Source organism: Thioalkalivibrio sp. (genome assembly GCF_007692535.1).
Classification (GTDB): domain Bacteria; phylum Pseudomonadota; class Gammaproteobacteria; order Ectothiorhodospirales; family Ectothiorhodospiraceae; genus Thioalkalivibrio.
This window is the reverse complement of the sequence record NZ_REBW01000154.1, coordinates 21527-27594: the sequence shown is the minus strand read 5'-3', so window position 1 is coordinate 27594 and position 6068 is coordinate 21527. Positions and strand designations below refer to the sequence as shown.

The window sequence follows — 6068 nt, the reverse complement described above, 5'->3', positions numbered from 1 at the left end:
AGCTGGGTCATCCCCGGCACCGAATAGCGGGAGCAAGCTCCCGCACTCCATAAGCCGGGGGCGGAGGACCTGGCCTGGCCGTGACTTCACGCTAAGGGTATGGCGCAGGAGACGGACGGCGGGACAGGCAGTAAACTCATGCACCCGTTGCAGCAGACCCCTCCAGACATGTGGCTTCCCATCCTCGCCGTCGTCGCCGGCCTGATCGTCCTGACCTGGAGCGCCGACCGCTTCGTGGTGGGAGCCTCGGGCCTGGCCCGTGGCCTCGGCGTCTCTCCGCTGCTGATCGGGCTGACCATCGTAGCCTTCGGCACCTCGGCACCCGAGGTCTTCGTGGCCATACTCGCGTCCCTGCAGGGCAATCCCGGGCTTGCCATCGGGAACGCGATCGGCTCGAACATTGCGAATATCGGGCTCGTGCTCGGGGCGAGCGCGCTGATCGCTCCCCTGCTGGTCCGCTCTGCCATCCTGCGCCGGGAGTTCCCGGTGCTGCTGTTGGTGACGCTGCTGGGATTTTTCCTGATCCTGGACGGCTCGCTGGGACGGATCGATGGACTGATCCTGGTCGCGGGGCTGGTGTTGCTGATGACCTGGCTGGTATTCAGCGCGCTGCGCGGCCGGATGGAGCCCGACGCCCTCGGCGTCGATCTGGCGGAGGCGGCGCCGGCACCCATGCCGCTGCCACGGGCGCTGGGCCTGCTGACCCTGGGACTGGTCCTGCTCCTGCTCAGCAGCCAGGCTCTGGTCTGGGGTGCCGTCGAGATCGCAGGCGCCCTGGGCGTAAGCGACCTGATCATCGGCCTGACCATCGTCGCAATCGGCACCAGTCTGCCGGAGCTGGCGACGTCGGTCGTCGCCGCCTGGAAGGGGGAGAACGAACTGGCCATCGGCAACATCATTGGTTCCAACCTCTTCAATCTGCTCGCCGTCCTGGCCGTGCCCGGGCTGCTGGCGCCAGGGTTGCTGGAAAACAGCGTGCTGATACGGGATTATCCCGTGATGATCGGGCTGACCTTCCTGCTGTTCCTGCTCGCCCTGGGGCACCGCAAGGGACCGGGCACCGTGCGGCGCCGGGAGGGAGTCCTGCTGCTGGGCCTGTTCGTCGCCTACCTGACGCTTCTCGGATGGACCGCAACCGCATGATGCTGGACCCTGAAAATACCCGTAGCCTGGCCCTGGCCGTCCTCGCCATCGAGGCCGAGGCTGTGAGCGCCCTTGCCGCGCGCATCGACTCCCGTTTTCTCGCGGCCTGCGAGCACATCCTCGCCTGCCGTGGCCGTGTCGTCGTCACCGGCATGGGCAAGTCCGGGCACATCGGGGGCAAGCTCGCGGCCACCCTTGCGTCCACCGGCACCCCCGCCTTCTTCGTACATCCGGGCGAGGCGAGCCACGGGGACCTCGGCATGATTACCCGAGAGGACGCGGTCATCTTCTTGTCCAATTCGGGTGAGACCGACGAACTCCTCACCATCCTGCCGATCATCCGCCGCCTCGGCGTACCGCTGATCGCGATGACCGGAAACCCGGAATCGCGCCTCGCGCGTGAGGCCACGGTCCATCTCGATGTCAGCGTGGACCGCGAAGCCTGCCCACTGGGCCTGGCACCGACATCCAGCACCACGGCCGCCCTGGCGATGGGCGACGCGCTCGCGGTGGCGGTACTGGATGCCCGCGGCTTCACTGCCGACGACTTCGCCCGTTCCCACCCCGGCGGCCGCCTCGGGCGCCGCCTGCTGATTCATGTCGGCGACATCATGCGCACCGGCGAGGCGATCCCCTGCATCCAGGCCGGCACCCCGCTCCGGGACGCACTGGTGGAGATCTCGCGCAAGGGACTGGGCATGGTGGTCATCTGTAACGATGTCCGCGAGATCGAAGGCGTGTTCACCGACGGTGACCTGCGCCGCACCCTGGATCGTGGCCTCGACGTGCATCGCCTCAACATCGGCGACGTAATGACCGCCAACGGCTTCGCCGCGCGTCCCGAGTGGCTTGCGGTCCAGGCATTGCAGACCATGGAGAGTCATCGCATCAACGCCCTGCCCGTCGTCGACGACAACCTGCGGCTCGTCGGCGCGCTGAACATGCACGACCTGCTCCGCGCGGGGGTCGCGTGATGCCCCTGGCGCCCGCTGACCTGCTGGAGCGGCAGCGGCAGATCCGCCTGCTGATCCTCGATGTCGATGGCGTGCTCACCGACGGCAGCCTGTTCCTCGGCGATGGCGGCGAACAGTACAAGGCCTTCAACAGCCGCGACGGCCACGGTATCCGGATGGCACAGGAAGGCGGTCTGGAGGTTGCAATCCTGACCGGACGCAACTCCGAGGTCGTCACGCACCGCATGCGTGACCTCGGCGTACGGCATATTCTGCAAGGGCGCCGGGACAAGCGGACGGCGCTGATCGAGCTGCTGACGCAGAGCGGTTTTGCACCTGAGCACAGCGCATTCGTCGGCGACGACATTGTCGACATCCCGGCCATGCGCCAGGTCGCGCTCGGCATCGCCGTTGGCGACGCCCACCCGCTGGTGCTGGAACATGCCGACTGGCACACCCTGGCGCCGGGCGGACGCGGTGCGGTACGTGAAGTCTGCGAGACGCTGCTGGCTGCCCAGGATCGGCTGGAGGGTATTCTCCGTGCCTATCTGGAACCCTGACTCCGGGACCCGCGCGGGCCGGGGCCGTGTTCGAGGATGGGCCGGCGCGACCTGTCTCGCGGCGGCCGTCGGCCTGGCCCCGATCGCGACTCCGGGTCTGGCGAGCGAGCCCCAGCTCGACATCTTCGGCTTCACGCTGCGAATCACCGATGCCGACGGCGAGATCACGCACGTGCTGGAAGGCGAGCGCATGCAGCAATTTGATGACATCGGGGAGCAGCACGCCGAGAAACCGCGGCTGGAACTCATGACCGACGGCCACCTCGACTGGATCTGGACCGCCCCTGCCGCAGTCCACTACCCTGCGGAGCAGCGCCTGGAGCTCATCGGCGCCACGGAGGGTCTGCGGCTCCCAAGCCCTCTGCATCCGCAGACCGACATCGAGACCGCGGACGTCACCGTCCTGACCGAAAGCCGCGAGATCCTGACCGATGCACGTGCGACGATGGTTCGCCCAGGGCTCTTCGTGACCGGTATCGGCATGTATGCGGACGTCGATGCGGACATCATCGAACTCCAGAGCGACGTCAATACCGTCTATGCTCCTGCGGACAGCGAGGGAACACCACCATGACCGATCGCATCCTGCCAAGGCTTCCGGCTCTGGCCGCAGGCGCACTCTGTGGCCTCCTGCTCGCCGTCTTGCCCGCGGCTCCGTCGGCGCAGGGCGCCGCCGATCTCGCAGTGCACATCAGCGCCGACAGCGCCCGGATGGATGAACGCCGGGGCATCGGGACCTACAGCGGCAACGTCGTGGTCACCCGGGGGGACCTCACGTTGCGCGCCGACCGGATCGTCATTCACGCCCCCGAGCGACGCCCCGTCCGGATGGAGGCGGAGGGGAACCCGGTGCGCGCCGAATCGCCGGATCTCGACAACCAGCCGCGCGTCGCAACGGCGCAGCGCATGGAGTACACCTTCGACGACGAGGTGCTCCTGCTGCTCAGGGACGCACGGGTGCAGACCGTCACGGAGGATGCGCGCGGCGACCGCATCACCTACGACCTGGTGCAGGACATCATCAGCATCGAGGGCACTCCGACCGAACGCGTCCACATCACCATTCAGCCCCGGCCGGAATGAACGCGAGCGTCAACACCCCGATCTCCGATCCGATGGTCGGGGAGCACGCCGCCGGCCCGGGACGCCTGACGGGAACCGGCCTGACCAAGCGCTACGGCAAGCGCACCGTGCTCCACGACGTGGATGTAACACTCTCCCGCGGCGAGGTGGCGGGCCTGCTGGGACCGAACGGTGCAGGCAAGACCACCTGCTTCTACATCCTGGTCGGCCTGATCCAGGCCGACGCCGGCAGCATCAGCCTGGCTGGACGCGACGTGACCCGCGCTCCGGTGCACCTTCGCGCGCGCCTCGGACTCGGCTACCTGCCCCAGGAGGCGTCCATTTTCCGGCGCCTGACCGTGTGGCAGAACCTCCAGGCCGTGCTCGAGCTGCGGCGCGATCTGGATTCCGGCGGACGCCGCGAAACGGGTGATGCCCTGATCGAGGAATTCCAGCTGGAGACCGTGCGCAACAGTCCCGGTATCGCGCTGTCGGGCGGCGAGCGGCGCCGCGCCGAGATTGCCCGGGCGTTGGCCGGAAACCCACAATTCATCTGTCTTGACGAGCCCTTTGCGGGAGTGGACCCGATCTCCGTGGTGGAGATCCAGGATGTCATCGCCCACCTCAAGCAGCGGGGTATCGGCGTACTGATCTCGGACCACAATGTCCGCGAAACACTGGCGATCTGCGATCGCGCCTACATCCTCAGCGAGGGCCGGCTGCTCAGCGAGGGTACGCCGGCAGAACTCCTCGCCGACCAGCGCGTGCGAACCGCCTATCTGGGCGAACACTTCCGGCTCTAGCGGATGCCAGTCACAGGCAGCGCTGCACCAAAAGGCTGCACAACCATGGGCTCTGGCAGTACCATGAAGACATGACAACCCCTGTCGCACCGACAACGACCGCATGCTGAAGTCCTCCCTGAACCTACAGCTGGGTCAGAACCTGACCATGACCCCGCAGCTGCAACAGGCCATCCGGCTCCTGCAGCTGTCGACCCTGGAACTGCAGCTGGAGGTGCAACAGGCGCTGGACAGCAACCCGATGCTGGAACTCGCCGAAGAGAACCCTGCCGACGAGGCCTCCAGCCCGGAAACCAAGGACGACGCCGAACCGGAAGCGCCCACCGTCGAGGGCTCCACGGACGAAGGCAGCTGGGAGGAGCTCTCCTATACCGGGGGAACCGGAGCACAGGGGGCGATGGATGATCGCGACCCCTTCGAAAACCAGGCCGGGAGCGAGGGCGGCCTGCATGAGCACCTGCTGTGGCAGTTGCACCTCAGCCCGCTGAACGAACGCGACCAGCGCATCGGCGCGGCGCTGATCGACAGCATCAACACGGACGGATACCTCGAAACCGACCTCGAAAGCCTACAGCAGACGCTGGGCGGCGAGGAGGCCCTCGGGGTCGACGAGATCGAGGCGGTTTTGCACTGGATCCAGCAATGCGATCCGGTAGGTGTCGGGGCGCGCGACCTGCGCGAGTGCCTGCTGATCCAGCTGCGCGCCATGAGCGACGAAACCCCGGCACATGCGGCGGCGCTGCAGGTTGTCGACACGGGCATGCCGAACCTCGCGCGGCACGATTTCCGCGCCCTGCAGCGGGACCTGGGCCTCGACGAGACCACGCTGGCAAGGGCGGTCGAGCTCATCCGGACCCTGAACCCCCGCCCCGGCAGCCATATCAGCGACCAGCCCCCTGAATACGTGACCCCCGATGTCTACGTGCGCCGCGACAACGGTGGCTGGCGCGTGGACCTGAACCCGGACATCGCGCCGCGCATCCGCATCAACAGCCTGTACGCGGGCATGGTGCGCCGGGTCAGCGATGCCCGCGACAGCGCCTTCATGCGCAACCAGCTGCAGGAGGCCCGCTGGTTTCTCAAGAGCCTGCACAGCCGCAACGATACCCTGCTGCGCGTGGCACGTGCGATCGTCGAACGCCAGTCCGCATTCCTGGAACAGGGCGACGTGGCGATGCAGCCACTCATCCTGCGCGACATCGCCGAGGCCCTGGGGATGCACGAGTCGACGATCTCCCGCGTGACCACCCAGAAATACATGCATACCCCGCGCGGCGTGTTCGAGTTCAAGTACTTCTTTTCCAGCCACGTGGGCACCAGCGACGGCGGCGAATGTTCCGCCACCGCGATCCGTGCGATGATCCGCCAACTGATCAGCGAGGAGCCGCCGAACCGGCCCATGAGCGATTCCCGACTCGCCCAGGTCCTCTCGGACCGGGGTATCAACGTGGCCCGACGTACCGTGGCCAAATACCGTGAGGCGATGAACCTGCCACCTTCCAGCGAACGGCGACAGCTCCTCTAGCCCCCCGGTCCACCAATGCAAG

Annotated in this window: 7 protein-coding genes; all 7 read left to right on the top strand. The window is 67.1% G+C overall.

Features of this window, described 5'->3' with window-relative positions:
* Positions 1–168 precede the first annotated feature (168 nt).
* A complete protein-coding gene (locus tag EA346_RS08795) occupies positions 169–1143 on the top strand; it encodes a calcium/sodium antiporter (protein WP_296757652.1) in 975 nt (324 codons plus the stop codon).
* Positions 1140–2117 (top strand): KpsF/GutQ family sugar-phosphate isomerase, encoded by a 978-nt coding sequence (locus tag EA346_RS08790; RefSeq protein WP_296757650.1) that lies wholly within the window; start codon positions 1140–1142, stop codon positions 2115–2117. Before EA346_RS08795 ends, EA346_RS08790 begins: the two co-directional genes overlap by 4 nt.
* Complete coding sequence (locus EA346_RS08785; protein WP_296757647.1) at positions 2117–2656, top strand: HAD hydrolase family protein; 540 nt, start codon at positions 2117–2119, stop codon at positions 2654–2656. Before EA346_RS08790 ends, EA346_RS08785 begins: the two co-directional genes overlap by 1 nt.
* Positions 2637–3230, top strand: a complete 594-nt coding sequence (gene lptC / locus EA346_RS08780) for an LPS export ABC transporter periplasmic protein LptC (RefSeq protein ID WP_296757645.1) — start codon at positions 2637–2639, stop codon at positions 3228–3230. Before EA346_RS08785 ends, lptC begins: the two co-directional genes overlap by 20 nt.
* Positions 3227–3739: a lipopolysaccharide transport periplasmic protein LptA gene (gene lptA / locus EA346_RS08775; RefSeq protein ID WP_296757644.1), complete on the top strand. Its 513-nt coding sequence runs from the start codon at positions 3227–3229 to the stop codon at positions 3737–3739. The genes lptC and lptA overlap by 4 nt, the downstream gene beginning before the upstream one ends.
* Complete coding sequence (gene lptB / locus EA346_RS08770; protein WP_296757642.1) at positions 3736–4521, top strand: LPS export ABC transporter ATP-binding protein; 786 nt, start codon at positions 3736–3738, stop codon at positions 4519–4521. The genes lptA and lptB overlap by 4 nt, the downstream gene beginning before the upstream one ends.
* 103 nt (positions 4522–4624) lie before the next feature.
* Positions 4625–6046 carry an RNA polymerase factor sigma-54 gene (locus EA346_RS08765; protein WP_296757641.1) on the top strand — a complete coding sequence of 474 codons (1422 nt, stop codon included), beginning with the start codon at positions 4625–4627 and terminating at the stop codon, positions 6044–6046.
* The last annotated feature ends 22 nt before the right edge of the window (positions 6047–6068 follow it).

Bases quoted from the DNA above. Each gene is read 5' to 3' on its own strand.
- EA346_RS08765 (WP_296757641.1), top strand. From the start codon at position 4,625: ATGCTGAAGTCCTCCCTGAACCTACAGCTGGGTCAGAACCTGACCATG.
- EA346_RS08785 (WP_296757647.1), top strand. From the start codon at position 2,117: ATGCCCCTGGCGCCCGCTGACCTGCTGGAGCGGCAGCGGCAGATCCGC.
- lptB (WP_296757642.1), top strand. From the start codon at position 3,736: ATGAACGCGAGCGTCAACACCCCGATCTCCGATCCGATGGTCGGGGAG.
- EA346_RS08795 (WP_296757652.1), top strand. From the start codon at position 169: ATGTGGCTTCCCATCCTCGCCGTCGTCGCCGGCCTGATCGTCCTGACC.
- EA346_RS08790 (WP_296757650.1), top strand. From the start codon at position 1,140: ATGATGCTGGACCCTGAAAATACCCGTAGCCTGGCCCTGGCCGTCCTC.
- lptA (WP_296757644.1), top strand. From the start codon at position 3,227: ATGACCGATCGCATCCTGCCAAGGCTTCCGGCTCTGGCCGCAGGCGCA.